This window comes from Bifidobacterium dolichotidis (assembly GCF_003951975.1).
GTDB classification, from domain to species: domain Bacteria; phylum Actinomycetota; class Actinomycetes; order Actinomycetales; family Bifidobacteriaceae; genus Bifidobacterium; species Bifidobacterium dolichotidis.
The window spans coordinates 634,110-651,663 of the sequence record NZ_QXGM01000002.1 but is presented as its reverse complement, the minus strand read 5'-3'; the positions used below and the strand labels follow the sequence as shown (position 1 = coordinate 651,663).

The window sequence follows — 17,554 nt, the reverse complement described above, 5'->3', positions numbered from 1 at the left end:
GAATCTATCTTCCCGAGACGGACGTATTATGTCTAGTCAATTTCAAAATGTGAAATGAACAATGCGTTTAGTTTCAGGGGTATAACCGGTTCGAGGAACTCTAATTATTGGGTTCTGAGGGCATACAAAATATGAGACGCGGTCGGCAAATCTGAGTGGATCGCGTTACACCTTCCGACCCGTCGTTGGATTGGATGTAGATACGAAAAAACCGGAGCCGAAGCTCCGGTTTTCTTTTTCGTGCGAGCGGGGGGACTTGAACCCCCACGAGCATACGCTCACTGCCACCTGAAGACAGCGCGTCTACCATTCCGCCACGCTCGCAGACAATCGTCAAACATACACCTAATGGCGTATCTAGGCAATCTGTGGCGTGTCGGATTCGTTTAACGGCTGAACTCAGTCGGCATGAAAGTGCCGCTCATATCAGCCGCGCGAACCGTTTTCGTAGTACTTAGCCAGCGTCTCATCGCGGAACTCTTCGAAGTATCCGCCATCAATCGATGCGCGAATATCGTCAAGCAGACGAATGAAGAAGTGCTCATTGTGAATCGTGGCCAGCGTAAAGCCGTTGAACTCACGTGCACGCAGCAAATGATCAACATAAGCCTTCGTGTAATGCGTGCAGGTGTAGCAATCGCAGCCCTCTTCAAGAGGCGTGAAATCGTGCTTGAACTGAGCACGCTTAATGTTGTAACGACCATGACGCGTGTAAATAGCGCCGTTACGGCCACAACGAGCAGGAGCCACGCAGTCGAAGGTATCGCCACCGTTCTCAACGCAAGCGAAAATATCGTCCACTGCGGCAATGCCGAGCACGTGACGAGGACGCGATTCAGGCATAGCGTCGCAAATCCAAGCGCACGTATCACCAATAATGCGCTTCTCAATGGCGCCACCAATGCCAACGCCATCGAAGTCAAGCGAAGCAATCTGCTCAGCAGCATGACGACGCAGATCTTCGTAGTTAGCGCCCTGAACCACGCCATACAGTGCCTGATATGGCTTGCCGACGCGCTCTTCGGTCAGACGCTTGTGTTCGGCCACGCAGCGCTTAGCCCAGCGGAACGTACGCTCCACGGACTGCTCCTGGTAACCGCGCGTATTCATCAGCGTCGTCAGCTCATCAAACGAGAACATAATGTCAGCGCCAAGCTGGTGCTGAATACCCATCGAAATCTCAGCCGAGAAGCGGTGCTTAGCGCCGTTCAGTGGCGACTTAAACGTCACACCATCTTCGTCAACAAAAGCGAGACGCTCCTTGCCTTTAGCAATAACGTCATCGGACTTCATGCCCGTCACATCCATAGCCAGCGTCTTCTTGAAGCCAGCACCGAGCGACAGTACTTGGAAGCCGCCCGAATCAGTGAACGTAGGGCCATCCCAGTTCATGAATTTGCCAAGACCGCCAGCCTCGTCGACCACGTCTGGGCCTGGGCGTTCAAACAGATGGAATGCATTCGACAGCATGCACTGTGCGCCAGTAGCCTTCATCGTTTCTGGCAGCACGGCCTTCATAGCGGCCTGCGTACCAACTGGCACGAAGGCTGGCGTCTGAATATCGCCGTGAGGCGTGTGGATTACGCCCGTTCGCCCATAGCGTGCTCCTCCGCGGCCCTTACCGTCAGCGGAGTCCTCCAAGCGCGTGTGCTGCTCAAAGTAAAACGCAGAGCGATCGCCCGGCTTGCCCGGTTCAGCTCCGCGAGGATGTTCAAGAAGATTCGTCATGCGGCCCACTTTATGCGTCAGTCTCTATTAGTTCGCTTCAACAGTTGTTCCGCTCAGCTGTTCTGAGTATGGAATATTCGTCGCGTTTGCTGTGTTCTATTGCATGATTGATTTCTGCTGAAGTTTCATAGGGTGTGAAAACAAAATATGCAGCTCTTGATGATTTGTACAACAAACTTGTAATTGATTCACAATTAATTTTCAGCAAATCTCAAGAAAAAGAACTTTAACTATTCTCTAGCTTCATCTTATGGCGAACGCTTAGAAGGACCACCAACCACGAAAGGGTTAATGATGGCTGAAGATATGAATGGTACGCCTATGCGACCAGATTCGGATCAGAATCCGTTTAACCGACCAGCGGTGCCAACCGCCGACGATAAGCAAGAAACTGTTACGTCTCACACCACAGAAGTTATTGAACCTGTGGAAGAGCAGAAAACGGAGCCAATCTATCGTCAGGCTCCACACTACGGAGCGTACGCACCACAGAACCAAGCGCAACCAACGCAGCCTATGCAGCCAACGCAACCGACCCAGCCAATGGGCGGCATGCAACCAACGATGAACCCTGCAGGCCCAGGTATGCCAACGGGAAACGGCCCATTCGGCCCGACTACGCCGGGTGCTCCAGGTGACGGTCAGAACCCATATGGCAAGCCAAACAAGGCTCCATCGGCAACTCGTACGCGCAAGCAGTCGACGGTTGTGACAGCCGTTGTAGCTTCGGTTGTTTCAGCAGCACTGTGCTTGGGTATTGGCTTTGCAGCAATTTCGAACGGCTGGGTCACGGTACCACAGTCGAATTCGCTGAGCTCAGTGAGCTCGAGCAAGCGTGGCACGGGCACGGCAAGTGTGAACGGCACTGCACCAAACTGGCAGGCTGTTTCTGAGCAGGTGTCGCCTTCGGTGGTGGCTATTTCTGCTCAGGTGGATCAGGGTGTGGCTAAGGGCTCGGGCGCCATTCTTGACACCGAGGGCCATGTTGTGACAAACAACCACGTTGTGGCTGACGCAAGCCGCCTGCAGATCACGCTCGATAACGGCGATATTTACGAGGCCAAGGTTGTTGGCACCGATAAGACCACCGATTTGGCTGTGCTGCAGATTCAGGATCCACCAAAGGATCTGAAGCCTGTGACATTCGCTGATTCGGCTCAGCTGGCTCCTGGTGAGAACGTTATGTCGATTGGTAACCCACTCGGTTACGAAGGCACGGTGACGTCGGGTATTGTGTCCGCTCTGAACCGCCCTGTGACGGTTATGGACGAAGATAACGATGCCATTGTGACGAACGCTGTGCAGATTGATGCCGCAATTAACCCAGGTAACTCGGGCGGCCCAACGTTCAACGCAGCTGGCCAGGTTATTGGCATCAACTCGTCGATTGCTTCGAACACGTCGAATAGTGAAGAAGCAGGCTCGATTGGTATTGGCTTCGCCATTCCTTCGAACCTCGTCAAGCGCGTGACCGAAGAAATTATTAAGACGGGCAAGGTTGAGCACGTCGCACTCGGCATCACGATTAAGGATGCCACGGTTACGGCTGATGGCGTGACTCGCGGTGGTGTAGAAGTCAACAGCGTGGTGCCAGATGGCCCAGCAGCTAAGGCAGGTATTAAGGCTGGCGACGTCATTGTGGCTTACGACGGTCTTGCTACGAACAGCAACTACTCGTTGCTCGGCTTTGTGCGCGCAGCCGCTATGAACTCGACGGCAAAGATCACGCTTGTGCGTGACGGTCACACGATGGACGTGGATGTGCACTTCGATCGTGCAGAAGCAGATGTTAACGGCACGAACCGTAAGGACGACAGCAACCAGAACCAGAACAACCAAAAGAAGGATAAGGGCAACGGTTTCTCGGATCCATTCGGTCTGTGGTAAACCCATGAACCGCTCACTCGAGTAGTAACAAACTCAAGTAGTGACAAACTCGAGTAGCAATAAACTCAAGTAGCAGCAAAGCGCTCGACGGGCAGCTCCCGCCGGGCGCTTTTGTTGTATTGGGCCGTTGTATTGGGCTTTTACTGTATTGCGACTGAACGGCGTTGATGTCCATGAGGTTTTCAGTTCAATGAGAATACGCACGAGCTGTTTAGACAAGGCACTGTCCTTTTGCTATGGTGACAGTCTGTATTCTTTTTACGCCGTGTGTCGGGAACTGTGCCAAGCCGGGTATTCGCTGTCGATGGGCTAACAAGGCGTAGCAGGACGCAGCTGAACTTATGTCTATGTAGAAAGGCTCTGCGTCGCACAGATAGCAATTGCTTGAAGTAATGGCTCTAAGAAGTGAACTGTAGTGAATTACTACAGAGCATTGCCGTAGAGATTGCCGTATCTGTGTGAACTGAATTGAGTTCCCGCTATGCTGCCGCCAGTGGCATGGCTCCTTTGTAAATAGCCGTATCTGAAGCTTGCGTGCGACCAACACGAACGTAAGGAGATGCGGTGCATAAAGTATTCCGCTTATTTCAAGAAGTTCCGCTGCTGCTAGCCGTTCTTATTGCAGCAATTCCGCTCGCGCTGTGGCCAACCGTCCGTCCTTGGGGTAATACGGGCGCCGCCTATGATCCAGGCATTGGCGAGTGGGTCATTATTTTGCTGGTGCTGTGGACCTGCATTGATTCGGTCCGTAGCATTCTTGCTGATCTGCGTCATGGCCAAGTTGGCGTGGATATTTTGGCAGTTGTGGCACTGATTTCAACCGTGTGCGTGCAGCAATTCTGGGCATCATGGGCTGTTGTGCTCATGGTCGCTTCGGGCGATGCTATTGAAACGTTTGCTCAGACGAAGGCTAAGTCGGCTCTGACTGCGCTGATTGATGCAGCTCCTCGCACGGCTCACGTGGTGACGCTGCCTGGCATTCCAGACGCTGCTGAGCAGTCTGCTTCAAATGCTGCTGGTTCTGCCGCTACTGCTGGTTGTGCTGCCGAAGCCGTTGTTGAAGCTGCGAACGCAACCGATGACGATTTCCGTCACGTCAGCGATGACGTTGTTGACGAGGAAGTAACTGGCCATCATTTCGATACAGTGCCTGTGGATCAGGTGCATGTGGGCGACGTGCTTATTGTGCTGCCTGGCGAAACGGTACCAGTCGATGGCGAGCTGCTGAGTGGCTCGGCAACGCTTGATCTTTCGAATATTAACGGCGAACCAGTGCCTCGTACCGTGTACGCCGGTGCTCGCGTGATGTCGGGTTCGGTCAACGGCTCGGCTGCCATGATGATTCGCGCTACAAAGGCTGCTGAGGATTCGCAGTATCAGCGCATTCTGGAGCTCGTCAAGTCGGCTCAGGATTCTCGAGCAGCTGCAGTTCGTACTGCAGATATGCTGGCCGTGCCATTCACGGTTATTTCGTTCATTATTGCTGGCGCTGCATGGATTGTTTCGGGTACGCCTCTGCGCTTCGCTCAGGTGCTTGTGCTGGCAACGCCTTGCCCTCTGCTGATTGCCGCTCCTGTTGCGTTCATTGCAGGTACAGGTCGCTTGGCTCGTCACGGCATTCTTGTGAAGACTCAGGATATTCTCGAGAACTTGGGTCACGTGACGCACGTCTTCTTCGATAAGACGGGCACGCTTACGGTTAAGCAGCCTCAGGTGGTGCGTCTCGAGCGCTCGGCTGACGTTACGATGTCCGACGACGAGCTGCTCGTTATGGCCGGCGTTGTGGAGAGCTATTCCGTTCATATTCTCGCTAAAGGCATTGCCCGCGCTGGTAAGCAGGCCATGGTGCGTTTGGGAATCATCGAGCCATCTGAAGACGATGATTTCTCTGGTACCACAGCTGGCGAATCCGGAATGCAAGAGCCGCAACCACAGAAATCAACAGTGCAGCCGAAGGGTACGTGGAAGCTGCCGAACCCACATCACCCAGTCGTGCGCGGCATTGTGGAGGAAGCTGGAAAGGGCGTGGCTGGCGAGGTCAACGGCCACGCAGTACGCGTTGGAAGGCTTGCGTTCGTTGTGAGTCACGAAGCTGCACATGCGAGCGAAACGGCTGAACAGACGAATGAAGCTGCTGTGCGTCGTGCACACGAAGATGCTGTGGCTGCAAATAACGTGAGCTGGCCAACGCAACTCAAGCCAGATGAAATGGCCACCTACGTTTCGGTAGATGGAAAGCTGGCCGCACGCATTGTGCTGCGTGATGTGCCACGTGCCGACTCGGCTCAGGCCATTAGCGAGCTCAAGCAGATGGGCGTTACCGATCTGACGATGCTGACGGGCGATAAGAAGGCTAGCGCTGAACTTATTGCTAACGAAGTCGGTATTCCGGACGTGCGTTACGAGCTGCTGCCTGAAGACAAGGTAATGGCCGTGAAGCAGGTCGAGAAGGCCGAGCACATGAGGAAACTGCCGATCTGGGATCGCATTACGAACAAGCTGCTCGGTGTGAACCTCAGTGAGTCGATCACGATGATGGTCGGCGATGGCGTGAACGATGCTCCTGTGCTGTCGGCTGCTGATATTGGTGTGGCTATGACTGACGGCACGAGCACGGCTGCTTCGGAGTCGGCTCAGGTCGTCATTATGAACGATTCGATTAGTGCAGTTCCAATGTCGATTCGCATTGCTCACCAGACGAAGCGCACAATGCTGCAGGCGGTGCTGACGGGCCTTGGCCTCGCCATTGTGGCTATGGTTTGCGCAGCATTCAACCTGATCCCAGTCGTTGTGGGTGCATTCCTGCAGGAAGCTATTGATGTGGTTTCGATTGTGTGGGGTGTGACCGCAATGGTTGATCGCAAGAAGTGATGCATTGCTAATGATGTGTTGACGAGGCTCATATTCCTTCGTGGAGTGTGGGCCTCGCTTCATATGTGTAACTTCATATACACAAGCTGATGCGGTGATGTGTGGCTGAACAAAATGTGAAGTTTCTTGCATGCGCTAACCGCATATCAATGTGGGTTCCCTTCTTTCCGGTAAGTCAGGTACGATATTTGGCGTGACTGCAACGAATACTGAATCTGAAAACAACGGCCTGCGTATTGCCGTTATTGGTGCCGGTCCTGCCGGTGTTTACTCTTCTGATATCTTCCTGCGTCAGCTCAAGAAGCTCGGCGATGAGCTTGGCTTGGGAACTGAGGCTCGCATCGATTTGTTCGAGCGTCTGCCTGTTCCATTTGGTCTGGTGCGCTATGGTGTGGCTCCTGACCACCCATCGATTAAGTTCATTGCTTCTGCACTCGAGAAGACGCTTGATAACCCACACATCCACCTGTACTGCGATGTGGAGTTCGGCAAGGATGTGACGCTTGAGGATCTGCTCGAGCGCTACGATGCTGTGCTGTTCGCAACGGGTGCTGTGAAGGATAAGCCGCTGAGGCTGCCAGGCGCCGATCTTGATGGCGTTTACGGCGCTGCTGAGTTCGTCGGTTGGTACGACGGCCATCCAGCAGGCAAGCGCGAGTGGCCACTGGATGCCGAGCGCGTCGCTGTTATTGGTGGCGGCAACGTGGCAATGGATGTGGCTCGTGAGCTCATGCGTAACGCTGATGACCTCAAGGCTAAGACTGATATTCCAGATAACGTCTACGAGGGCATTAAGGCCAACAAAGCTAAGGAACTGCATCTGTTCATCCGCCGTGGCGTTGCACAGGCAAAGTTCTCTGTGCAGGAGCTGCGTGAGATGGAGAAGCTGCCAGGCGTGCAGCTGATCATTAACGAGGATGACTTCGAGCTCGACGATGACACGATCGAAATGGCTCAGCAGGATAAGCTGACGCGCCAGATGGTCGAAGAGCTGTACGCAATCCGCGAGATGGCTGAAGACATGGAAGACGACGGCGACGTTGACTTCGAAGGCAACCCAGCTGACCGCAAGTACTACATCCACTTCAACAGCGCTCCAACCGAGATTCTCGGCGAGGATGGCCATGTGAAGGCTATTCGTGTGGAGCACACGGAAACCTCGGCTGATGGCGTTATGAAGCGCCTTGGCTCGTTCACGGATTACCCAGTTGAAGCTGTGTACCACGCAATCGGCTACAAGCCAGAATCGGTGACGGGTATTGCTTATGACGAGCACGGTGCTCACTTGGCAAACGCTAACGGTGACGGCCGCATTACGGTCGAAGCTGATAACGGCGAAGTGCGCGATCGTCTGTACGCCACGGGTTGGGCAAAGCGCGGTCCTGTGGGCCTGATTGGCTCCACGAAGTCCGATGCACTGCTCATTGTGACGAACATGCTTGAGGATCTGGCTAAGGATGCTGAAGGTGGCCGTGTGGCTGCTGATCGCGATCCTGAATCGATTGATCGGCTGCTTGCTGAGCGCGGTGTGCACCCAATTGACTTCGCAGGCTGGAAGCGCATTGACGCTTACGAGCGTGCTGAAGGTGCTAAGGAAGGCCGCGAGCACAAGAAGGTTATCGATCCTGAGCAGTTCCGCGCTCTGGCTCACGAAGTAGCAGGTGAGTGAGGAACAGCTGTATAGCGAGCAATGGCTGTAGAGCTTTGACGAAGTTGCTGCAAGGTTGCTTCGTTTGTGCTAGGTTAGCTAGCGTTGCTGGTTAGTAATCGCTACTCATTGCAGTGTGATTCTGATAAGAGCGCTAGCTTACTAGCTCTGCGGATATAGTTCATCGGTAGAACGAAAGCTTCCCAAGCTTTAGAGGCGGGTTCGACTCCCGTTATCCGCTCCATTGAAGCATCAACAAAACCTCAGAAACCGTTGAAAAATCAAGGTTCCTGAGGTTTTGTATATTTTCGTAAATCTTACGAAAATGCCTCAATTGCGGCTTATGTGTGACAAAAGTGTGACAAAAATTAGTCGTGTTAGGGGGCATTTTTTAGTGCAGTTTCTTTTGGATAGTTTTGGACACATTTGGACAGGTGTCCAAATGATTGAAGGTTCTAAAACCTAGTGTTTCCAATGTTTCTTAGATGCTTTTGGACATTTGGACACTTTGGACAGGGTTTTAGAGGGTGAAGAAAACATAATGCATTGTGATGGATAGAGTGGGGAATATGAATAAGTAAAGTAATGAATACTCGAAACCACCTATGAGCAACTACTCAATCAACGTTCGTTAACCAATCCTATGCAGTACGCACGCTGCAGCAAGCATTGTGAAAGTAGTAATGTATCCAATATGGAGACATTAAACAATGATAAACATGAAGCATTCTTGCGAGGTCAAAGGCTTAAGGGTCTTAGGATTAAGCAAGGTCTTACTCAAGCACAGGTCGCAGAGCATGTAACTGGAGTTAATAGGCCGAGAGTTGCTGCGTATGAGAATGGCTCGTACGATTTAGCAAATATGTCATTTGGTACAGCCAAAGAACTTGCTGCAGCCCTTGGGCTTTCTATCAGTACGCTCGCAAAAATCATCTAACTATAATCATATGGTCGTCGAGAAGTATGCCGCCATTCCTGTGTCAATTCTATCTGTAACGTCTATTCCAAATTCCGTAGAAACAGCATTCATAGTCAGAACCAGAACAGCAAGCGGCCCTAGCAAAAACGGGTGGGCTCCGTTACTCGCTCTTATATTTCTATTTCGATACCTCTATAGGATTGAAATCTATTGACGAATAATCAATGCATCACAGGTCTCATATGCTGAGCGTTATTTATAACGCGTATTATGTGTAAGTATATGATTTCAATATCAGACATATGCTGATGAATTACAAATTTATAGAAAAATAAACTGTAAAAAATAACAATTGCATAAAGAAAGTGACAATGTTCATATTTCTATATGAATTGATAGGCATAAGGAAGATGTAGGCGAATAATTATGGTGTGCCCGTAGCCACCCTAGTGATTCTCTGCTTGCGTGTGATATATCATGTTGAAATTGTATTTGTTGACAAGAAGAAAAGCAGCTGTAATTCTGTGCTTATTTAATATTCTTCTAGGTGCATATAACTATTATGCTTGTCCAACAGATGCAAAATATATGGCCATTGGTATGTCTGCAATAAGTTTGGTATTGATATTTCCGTTTATTATGAAAACGAAATCTAAGAAAATAACAATGATTGATTCTTATTATTTCGTTTTTACTGGATTGACCTTATGGATAGGAATGTTGTGCAACACGTTCTTCCATGATAGTTGGATTAAGTTCCTCATTCTTGGGTTACTTATGGTTTATGGAACAGTGGCGTCGCTGTTGTGGGCTGAGGCTTCCAGCACAAAAGCGAAGGATAGGCTATGAGTCCTAAGAAGGTTGCTAGGGATATCTATGATGCCGCTTTGCTAGACCATATTGGTTTGAATGTTTCTCTGCTTGTATTTAGAGCACTTCGACTATTTTCTGTTTTTGGTATTTTCTGCGTAACTTCTGTTATATCGACGAAATTATGTAATTTAGCGAAAGTATATTTTCAAGCTTACGCAGTTGATATATGTACGATTATATTATTTGTAATTAATATTTATTGTGTTGTACTGCATATTTTCCGTGAAACTTTAACGGTTCGAAGAATACGGCTTCTTGATCATCCTCAACGGGAATTCTATCGTTCTGTTGATATTTCGATTGCTCATGTTGTGCGTGCTGAATGCGATCAAGCAGTAAGTCTTGTCGGAGCTGCTTCCTTGGGGTTAAGTTGTGGTGCTATTTCGCGGTTTATTATCGATGGTGCACAACTCAATCGGATTATATCTTTGGCCATATTCCCGGTGATGTTGGTAGTTTCGATGTATGCAATCACCTTTACCGTGGCTAGCCGCAACAGAATACATAAGCCTACCGTTATTGGGCATGTATTTATCGGTTTGATACTAGGTGTTACTGCAGCAGTATTACTGAACGTAGTATTATTCAGAGATCAATTCATGAATAGGTTGCCTATTGCTACATTCGATATTAATAGCGTAATTCAAATACAATTATTAATTTCTATTATTGTTTCCGCTTCCGCGCTCGTATTGTGCAGAATTGCTTATAAAAAGATTCTGAAATCTAATAATTCTTATACGGCACGAGGGGCTTCTTATCGAGCGACCACGGTACGGAGAAAATTTACGTCTATTTCGGCAACGATTGTTTCTAGTGATCTACAAGATCCTGTGAAGAATATGTCGATTTGCAGAATACTGCTGTTCACTTGGTTCTTCGGCTCTGTTGCTTGTGTGTTTGCATATCTGCAACCGGAGCTGAGATTTATTGCGGTTCAGAAGTTGAATACCTGTATTGCGGTATTGGCGTTAGTTCTTGGGCTTTGTATTGCTGATATTTATTCGACTTGGATTGGCCCATTGGTGTATTCACATCGATGGCGTTGCAGCTGGGAAGCTGGGGCAAATATATACGCAATGGCAGTGATTCCTCTTGGTATAGCGTTATCTGCTGGTGTGCTCATTGCATTGCCACTCATGGTGGGCGTCTCACGTATGGGTGGCAGTTGGTTTTTGCTGCTTTCCGTTGTTTTGACAGCTATTGTGTGCGATTGGATTGCGACGTCTCTGTTCCCAGGCGAGCAGACTAACGCTGGCCCCAATAATGTACAGATTCCATTGTCTGCAGGATTTCTAGCCGTATTCGGCTCAGCTTGCCTCACTGGTATTGCTTGGATGCTCGCTGAATCAAGTTTCTCTTGGATCCTCATAATTATTGCTTCGGTGTTGATAGGAGTTGCAATATGGACCGCGAAAAGACGAATTTTGCGCCTTCCTTTGAGGCCGTCGGCCTGAGTCTTGAATATTTTCATGGCAAGCCAGTTTTGAATAACCTGAATTTGGCTATTCGTGGGCCTCAGCTTATTCGTTTAGATGCGGCTAATGGTTCTGGAAAATCAACGTTAATTGAAGCTGCATCGGGTTATTTGAGACCAAGCAAGGGTGAAGTGCGCATTAATGGCCATTTGGCACATGATGAAGCAATCCGTGCACAACGTCGAGTATGCCGATCGACTCCAGCGTTACATCCGAATTTAAGTGTTTCTGATCACCTAGTAATTAGCGCGAATCTTGCAGGCGTTGATCGAAGTGAACCATTGCAAAGGGCAGAACGACTTGGGCTTGAGGAATGGTTTGGTTTCCGCACCAATACGCTTTCCATGGGCACGGCGAAGAAGCTCTGGTTCATTATGTGCTCAACGGGGCTGTTTAATGTGATGTTTCTTGACGAGCCATTTAATGGTGTAGATCAGCAATCCATTGAGTATATGGTTTCAGAAATCAACAACTGGTCAGTGCGGTCATTAGTGGTATTAGTTAGCCATACTGTTCCGGAATCTCTGAACATTGCGCAAACAGTATCGCTGGTATAGGCATTGAGCTGCATAGGGGCAATAGGCAAATCAAGTACAAACATTTCTTGTAGTGAAATATTAAGCGATCACTCAGTTATCAACATCATGCTGAATGGCAGTAAGTATTAGACGCTTGGCATGTAAGGGTGATCGCATGAAGCTGCCAGACATTATGAGGAACCCATTTACGAATAAGGGCACGGCATTCACGCTAGAAGAGCGTAAGCAGTACGGCTTAGCAGGTTTGCTGCCATCGGCTGTTGAGACGCTTGATGACCAAGAGCGCCGTGCTTATGAGCAATACAACAACTGCGAATCGAATCTGCAGAAGTACTTAATGCTCAGTGATTTGCGTAATGCGAATGCCACGCTGTATTACCGCGTTGTGACTGAGCACCTGGCAGAAATGCTGCCAATTATTTACGATCCAACAATTGCTGAAGCAATTGAGAAGTGGTCGGATGATTTCCGCGATGCTCCCGCGCTGTATTTAAGCGTTGATCATATTGATCAAATCGATGAAGCCTTCGATAACTTGGGCCTTGGCCCTGACGATGTTGATCTGCTTGTTGTTTCCGATGCAGAGCAGATTCTTGGTATTGGCGATTGGGGAGTGAACGGCACGGAGATCAGCATTGGCAAGCTCGCTGTGTATACGGCAGCAGCAGGTGTTGATCCACGTCGCGTTGTGGCTGTTGGTCTCGATGCGGGTACCGATAACGAAGCATTGCTCAACAATCCAAAGTACTTAGGTAACCGCCATGCACGTGTGCGTGGCGAGCAGTATGACCGCATGATTGCTGAGTATCTGCGCAGTGCTGCAGCACACTTCCCACATGCCATGCTGCACTTTGAAGACTTTGGTGCTTCGAACGCACGTCGCATTCTCGAGCAGTATCGCGATCAGTATCGTATTTTCAACGACGATATGCAGGGCACAGGTGCCATTGTTATGGCAGCTGTTATGAGTGGCTTAAAGATTACGCACTCAACGTTCGCAGACCAGCGTTTGGTCGTGTTCGGTGCAGGCACTGCAGGTAGTGGCATGGCTGATCAGATTGCTGCAGCAATGGTTCGTGAAGGCTTGAGCGAGGATGAAGCTAAGGCTCGCGTCTGGCTCGTTGATATTAACGGCCTTGTAACTGATGACATGAAGAATCTGCCGAACTATCAGCAGCCATATGCTCGTCCAGCTGCGGAAGTGGCTGACTGGAAGCGTGACGAAAACGGCCATATTAAGCTGCTTGAAGTGATTAAGCATGTGCATCCAACGATTCTGATTGGAACGTCAACCGATCATGGCGCATTCACTGAAGATGTGATTCGTGAAATGGCTGCTGGCACAGAACGTCCAATTGTGCTGCCGCTTTCGAACCCAACGGAAAAGATCGAGGCTATGCCGGATGACATTATTCGCTGGAGTGATGGTCGTGCACTGATTTCTACGGGTATTCCAATTGATCCAGTCGAATACAACGGTGTGACCTATCACATTGGTCAGGCCAATAACGCGTTGCTGTACCCAGGCTTGGGTCTTGGCGTTATCATCAGCGCTGCTGAGCACATTACCGATGGCATGCTGCTGGCTGCGGCTAATGCAGCTGCTGGTCAGGTTGATGTGATGACGCCAGGCGCTTCGCTGCTGCCTGCTGTTGAGAACCTGCGTGAATCGTCGGCAACAGTTGCTGTTGCCGTTGCTATGCAAGCTGTGAAGGATGGCGTTGCAGAGGATTTGTACGCTCAGGCAGTTCATGACGGTAAGGCTGACGGCCGTACCGAAAAGGACTTCTGGATTGAACGTGTGCATGCCATGATGTGGCAGCCAGAATACAAGTAAAGTAGCCCTATGTGCGCGCGATATGAGGCCTTAACACTTGAACATGTTCAAGCGATTTTGACGCAGCTCACTGGCGATGAGCCAGAACATGATCCAACTGAAATGGCTCAGCCTGCTCAACCTGAGCGGCCCGAGCAGACTGAGCTGCCTATGCAGCAGGATTATGCATCGGCAACGCAGCAAGAACTAGAGTTTGACGAACCGCAGGAGCGAGAAGCGAAGCCACAACAGCATATCCCGGCTTCGCATGACCATGACGTGTTCCCAAGCTCGATTACACCCGTATTGCTGCCAACGTTTGACACTGCTAGTGGCTTGCAAAGCTTGCAAGCACGGGCGAGCAGCAATGCGGAAAACAGCGAAGCTTCGCCAGCATCTCAGCGCAAGCTGTATTTGCCATCGCACTCGTTGCAGATTGCTCAGCTGCGCTGGGGCTGTGATGCCTCATGGATGAACCAGCCAGTGTTTAATACGCGCATTGAGAGCACTGATAAGCCATTCTGGCGCAGCGCTATGGAGCATGAACGCTGCATAATCGCTTGCCGCAGGTTCTACGAATTTGCGCAAACGCCATACAGTGAGGCAGAGTTCGGCGACGGTATGGCAACAGCCATGCACGATTCAGCAGAAATCAATATTGCAACAAAACCCAAGCGAGCACGTAAGCGACAGTTCGTGTTCACGGTGCCGAACATGCCCGTCATGCTGATTGGAGCCGTACGAAAAGGGAACACGTTCTCGATGATTACGACGGCTGCGAACGCTGCAATGGCGCCGATCCACCCACGTATGCCGCTCGTGCTGCACCCACTTGAGTTGCAGCAGTGGCTGAGCCCAGACTATTTCGCACTCGCAGACCGGTCGAAAGTACCGTTTCACGTGGAACCAGCGAACTAGTCTGGACCGCTCATTGAATATCAAATATGCGCGTCAGGCCACTGCTGAGCGCATGGAATGGCACGAATATTCTTGCTGCACAGCGTCAGTATGGCGGCACACAACGTCACGCTGGCAAACGCAGCAAGAGCAAACGTGAAGCCCGTTGCAGCGAGTAGCATACCGGCAATTGCCGAGCAGAACATCGACAAGATTTGTGCAGGTACAGTCAACGTAACGGTAATACGACCCTGCATATGCTGCGGAGCTTTAGCGAAAATAAAGCCGAGCATCATGGCGTTGACGAGCGGCACTGGCAATCCCAGTAACGCGTTGAAAACGAGCATGTACCAGTAGGAATCCAGCAGCGGCAAAGCCAGTGCGGCTAATGCAATGAAGGCAAAGGATACGCAGGTTGCCATGCCGGCAGAAATGCGATTCGAAATACGAGCCGCAATGCACGATCCGACGAGCATCATAAAGCTAATAGCGCCGCCAATAAGGCCGATGCTCATAGCCGGAGTTCCTGTGGCAATTAAATGCAGCTGAATAGCGTATTGGATGCCGTTCACGCCGAAATTGAGCAAACTTGCAGCCGTAAGCACCACAAGCACGGTTCGTTTCGAAAACGACCAGACCCAGCCTTCTTTGAAATCGGCCACAAATTCCTTGAAACTATTGGATTCTTGAGCACTCTGGTCGGTGCCCGCAAGTCTCTGTGCCTCGTCAGCGACAGTCGCAGCTTTGCATTGTGACGTAACTTTGCGTTGTGGCACATCTTTACGCAAGCCCAGTGCAGCAACGCCAGCAACTGCATAAGCAAGCGCACTTGCGGCAAAAGGCAGCCAAATAAACAATCCGTAGAGCAAGCCACTTAGAGGATTGCTCATCATATTGATGGTCGCATCGCGGCCTTCGTTGAGGCTGCGCGCTTTTGGGTAAGCGCTAATCGGCACAATCGAGCGCAGCATCGCGTCAGCTGCACTGCCTAAGAAACCATTAATGGCGCAAGCAATAAGCGTGAGCGTAGTCAGCACAGCAAAGCTGAGATTGCCTGTAACGAGCAGTATGGCAACGGTACCCCAGAGCAGAGTTCCAGCGAAAGCATTAACAATAACGAGCGTTTTGCGCTCATGACGGTCGGTGAAAGTGCCGCCAAAAATACCCAGTACTTGTTGCACAGCAAGCGCTCCAGTACCGAGCCAGCCGGCCAAAACTGTTGATTGCGAAATCGTAAAAGCAACCAGTGAAATAGCAAGCGTGCGTAGTGCCAGGCCTACGGCAGTAGCACTATCGGCAGTGAACCACGCCATATACGATTCGTAGGCGCTTAATTTCTTTTCACAAGGCTCGCTTGCACCTGTTTTGGTAATAGACGATGCTGCAGTCATATCCCCTCATATTCTCTGCTCATCTCAACGCATAGGCTGCAGCTGCAAGTTGCTGCGCCTGAAGTAGCTATTGCCAATCTACCGATGGTGTGCATGGAGTTTTTGGCTTTCCTCAGTATTTGAGAGCACAAGAAAAACGAACATAAGAAAAGCGGGCACGTCAGCAACAGTGCTCAGCAATAGTGCTCAGCAACTGTGCTCACATGCCCGCCAAAGCAGGGGACTGAACGCTACTCCTTATGCATGGCCGCGTATTCGTTAATCGTGACGAACGTGTAGCCGTCAGCCTTGAGATCGTCAATAATGCCCGGCAGTGCGTCAACCGACTGTGTACGATCGCCGCCGCCTGCATGCATAAGCACTACAGCACCGTTGAAGACGCTGTCGCGCACCGTTTCGCGGATCTTGTCAGGACCAGGACGCTTCCAATCCTCAGTGTCGACGTTCCACAGCACGTTCATACCAACGAGATCGGCAGCCTCTTTCCACTGCTCAACGCCAAACGCACCATATGGAGCGCGCAGCACGTTCGTTTTATCGCCCGAAGCCTTCTCCAGATCTTGGAAGCCCTTTTCAATTTCGCTGCGCAGCTGCTTGCGGTTCATATTTGGCATGTAACCATGCGAGGCTGAGTGGCTCGCAACCTGATTGCCCTCTTGAATTGCGCGCTTTTCGATTTGCGGATACTCCAGCGCGGCTGTGCCGACGTCAAAGAACGTAGCCTTAACATGCTTGTCCTTCAAAATGTCGAGGATCTTCTCGGTATAAGGGCTTGGGCCATCATCAAACGTCAGTGCCACGATTTTCTTGTCTTTTGGCGACACATTAAACGAAATAACCTTGAGATTCGTAGGATCCTTAAGACGCTTTTTCTGCACCGTCTTACCGGAAATCTTGCCCGTCCACGTTTCTGCAAGGCCATCCTTGCCTTGCTGCACCACTTTCTGAATAGCGCCGTTATTCAAATTGATATCGGTGCCAAATGGAATAGGAGCTTCGCCAACACTGTGCTGTTCGGTGGTATCGGTGCCGTCAGTGACTGAAATAACAGCATTATTAGTCAGTCGAGCCGAACTGTAATCGGCATATGCCACAGCCTTGCCGTCAACAGAAACAGTTACTGGGTTGCCTTCGCCCTTTTTGAGCACTTTGCCGTCTACAGCAAGCAGATTGCCTGGCTTACGGTTGAAGTTATTGTGCTCCTTGAGCAGTGACTCGAGTGGCAGATCGGCCTTAATTGAGTAGGTTTTACCGTCCACGCTGACGTCAATCGAACGCCAGTGGAACTGCCACATCCACCACACGCTAATCGAGCCGATCACAACAGCTACGGCCACAATAATTGCCGTAATCGTAAAGCCAATACTGCGAGGCTTGCGTGGGCGAGGTGGTTCGGCCAGCCCTTCAAAAGAAAGTTCTTCTATGTGTTCTAGGTTTCCGTTCGGGTCGCTCATCACCAATTCCGTTCTCGTTCGCTGCGTTGCTCTGCCATCATTCTAGGCAATTT

Annotated in this window: 11 protein-coding genes and 2 tRNA genes; 9 read left to right on the top strand and 4 right to left on the bottom strand. The window is 50.4% G+C overall.

Annotated elements, in window-relative coordinates; translation table 11 throughout:
- Window positions 1-241 precede the first annotated feature (241 nt).
- A tRNA-Leu gene (locus D2E26_RS06515) sits at window positions 242-324 on the bottom strand.
- A gap of 102 nt (window positions 325-426) precedes the next feature.
- The gene (gene tgt, locus D2E26_RS06510) at window positions 427-1,728 is read right to left on the bottom strand and encodes a tRNA guanosine(34) transglycosylase Tgt (RefSeq protein ID WP_125963877.1); all 1,302 of its coding nucleotides are present in this window, start codon (window positions 1,726-1,728) and stop codon (window positions 427-429) included.
- Between the two features lie 294 nt (window positions 1,729-2,022).
- Here tgt and D2E26_RS06505 point away from each other — a divergent pair, with 294 nt between their 5' ends.
- The 9 genes from D2E26_RS06505 to D2E26_RS06465 all read left to right on the top strand — a co-directional run bounded on the left by D2E26_RS06505 (window position 2,023) and on the right by D2E26_RS06465 (window position 14,677).
- Window positions 2,023-3,615 carry a trypsin-like peptidase domain-containing protein gene (locus D2E26_RS06505; protein WP_125963876.1) on the top strand — a complete coding sequence of 531 codons (1,593 nt, stop codon included), beginning with the start codon at window positions 2,023-2,025 and terminating at the stop codon, window positions 3,613-3,615.
- 564 nt (window positions 3,616-4,179) lie between these two features.
- On the top strand, window positions 4,180-6,486 hold the full coding sequence (locus D2E26_RS06500) for a heavy metal translocating P-type ATPase (RefSeq protein ID WP_125963875.1): 2,307 nt from the start codon (window positions 4,180-4,182) through the stop codon (window positions 6,484-6,486).
- 193 nt (window positions 6,487-6,679) lie between these two features.
- Complete coding sequence (locus tag D2E26_RS06495) at window positions 6,680-8,155, top strand: FAD-dependent oxidoreductase (protein WP_164515894.1); 1,476 nt, start codon at window positions 6,680-6,682, stop codon at window positions 8,153-8,155.
- Window positions 8,156-8,304: 149 nt separating this feature from the next.
- Window positions 8,305-8,378 (top strand) — tRNA-Gly (locus D2E26_RS06490).
- 399 nt (window positions 8,379-8,777) lie between these two features.
- Window positions 8,778-9,071: a helix-turn-helix transcriptional regulator gene (locus tag D2E26_RS07655; protein ID WP_125963874.1), complete on the top strand. Its 294-nt coding sequence runs from the start codon at window positions 8,778-8,780 to the stop codon at window positions 9,069-9,071.
- A gap of 827 nt (window positions 9,072-9,898) precedes the next feature.
- Window positions 9,899-11,383 (top strand): hypothetical protein, encoded by a 1,485-nt coding sequence (locus D2E26_RS06480; RefSeq protein ID WP_125963873.1) that lies wholly within the window; start codon window positions 9,899-9,901, stop codon window positions 11,381-11,383.
- A complete protein-coding gene (locus tag D2E26_RS06475) occupies window positions 11,332-11,961 on the top strand; it encodes an ATP-binding cassette domain-containing protein (protein WP_125963872.1) in 630 nt (209 codons plus the stop codon). The genes D2E26_RS06480 and D2E26_RS06475 overlap by 52 nt, the downstream gene beginning before the upstream one ends.
- Window positions 11,962-12,097: 136 nt before the next feature.
- Entirely contained in the window at window positions 12,098-13,780 is a 1,683-nt protein-coding gene (locus D2E26_RS06470) for an NAD-dependent malic enzyme (protein ID WP_125963871.1), read from the top strand.
- 9 nt (window positions 13,781-13,789) lie between these two features.
- A complete protein-coding gene (locus D2E26_RS06465) occupies window positions 13,790-14,677 on the top strand; it encodes an SOS response-associated peptidase family protein (RefSeq protein ID WP_125963870.1) in 888 nt (295 codons plus the stop codon).
- Between the two features lie 20 nt (window positions 14,678-14,697).
- Here the strand turns inward: D2E26_RS06465 and D2E26_RS06460 are convergent, their stop codons facing one another.
- Complete coding sequence (locus D2E26_RS06460; RefSeq protein WP_125963869.1) at window positions 14,698-16,047, bottom strand: MFS transporter; 1,350 nt, start codon at window positions 16,045-16,047, stop codon at window positions 14,698-14,700.
- Between the two features lie 230 nt (window positions 16,048-16,277).
- On the bottom strand, window positions 16,278-17,501 hold the full coding sequence (locus D2E26_RS06455) for a polysaccharide deacetylase family protein (RefSeq protein WP_125963868.1): 1,224 nt from the start codon (window positions 17,499-17,501) through the stop codon (window positions 16,278-16,280).
- Window positions 17,502-17,554: the final 53 nt, after the last annotated feature.

Excerpts from the sequence above, each read along its gene's own strand:
- tgt (WP_125963877.1), bottom strand. The coding sequence starts at position 1,728 with ATGACGAATCTTCTTGAACATCCTCGCGGAGCTGAACCGGGCAAGCCG.
- D2E26_RS06505 (WP_125963876.1), top strand. The coding sequence starts at position 2,023 with ATGGCTGAAGATATGAATGGTACGCCTATGCGACCAGATTCGGATCAG.
- D2E26_RS07655 (WP_125963874.1), top strand. The coding sequence starts at position 8,778 with ATGCAGTACGCACGCTGCAGCAAGCATTGTGAAAGTAGTAATGTATCC.
- D2E26_RS06480 (WP_125963873.1), top strand. The coding sequence starts at position 9,899 with ATGAGTCCTAAGAAGGTTGCTAGGGATATCTATGATGCCGCTTTGCTA.
- D2E26_RS06475 (WP_125963872.1), top strand. The coding sequence starts at position 11,332 with ATGGACCGCGAAAAGACGAATTTTGCGCCTTCCTTTGAGGCCGTCGGC.
- D2E26_RS06470 (WP_125963871.1), top strand. The coding sequence starts at position 12,098 with ATGAAGCTGCCAGACATTATGAGGAACCCATTTACGAATAAGGGCACG.
- D2E26_RS06465 (WP_125963870.1), top strand. The coding sequence starts at position 13,790 with ATGTGCGCGCGATATGAGGCCTTAACACTTGAACATGTTCAAGCGATT.
- D2E26_RS06460 (WP_125963869.1), bottom strand. The coding sequence starts at position 16,047 with ATGACTGCAGCATCGTCTATTACCAAAACAGGTGCAAGCGAGCCTTGT.
- D2E26_RS06455 (WP_125963868.1), bottom strand. The coding sequence starts at position 17,501 with ATGAGCGACCCGAACGGAAACCTAGAACACATAGAAGAACTTTCTTTT.